This is a genomic window from Bacillus sp. JJ634 (assembly GCF_036962285.1).
Taxonomy (GTDB): Bacteria; Bacillota; Bacilli; order Bacillales; family DSM-1321; genus Peribacillus; species Peribacillus asahii_A.
On the sequence record NZ_JBALMU010000178.1, the window covers coordinates 1 to 498 of the forward strand.

The 498-nt window shown below is 32.1% G+C and carries 1 protein-coding gene; it reads right to left on the minus strand.

Features of this window, described 5'->3' with window-relative positions:
* Positions 1 to 173: 173 nt before the first annotated feature.
* On the minus strand, positions 174 to 498 hold a 325-nt coding region (locus V7068_RS20735), incomplete at its 5' end, for a DUF3231 family protein (protein WP_499714363.1).

Below are 498 nucleotides of genomic sequence, written 5' to 3' on the forward strand. Positions count from 1 at the left end.
TGGCTGCTTAATACCTTTTATTAATTTATCATTTAGAAGTTGACCAAATCCAGGAAGTGCTATACTCCATAATAACGCTTCTTTTCTGTTCGTCACATTTTTCTATTCCTTTTCTATATTCTTTTTTCAATTAGCTTGCTAATGAAGATTTTTTTAATCTATTCGATTGTCAATTAACTTCTATCAAATGCTTTTGGTGGCGATTCCAACCATCCTTTATCAATTAAAATATTGGCAGCATCATCAACAAATACGCCAACATTAGTCATATTTCTTACATATAATGCACCTATATCTCTTCTTCCATTTACCGCTAATGAGTTTCCAAATGACCTAATCTTCATAGAGAACATGTCCAACTTATGAGATAACATTATTTTATCAGAAAAAGGAGGATAGTCGGATGTTGTAACCAAATGGTCAATATATGACGGTGTTGGTAAGTTTTCTGAATGAAGCTTTTCAATACACTGCTTCACTGCTTTATCAGTCATTTCT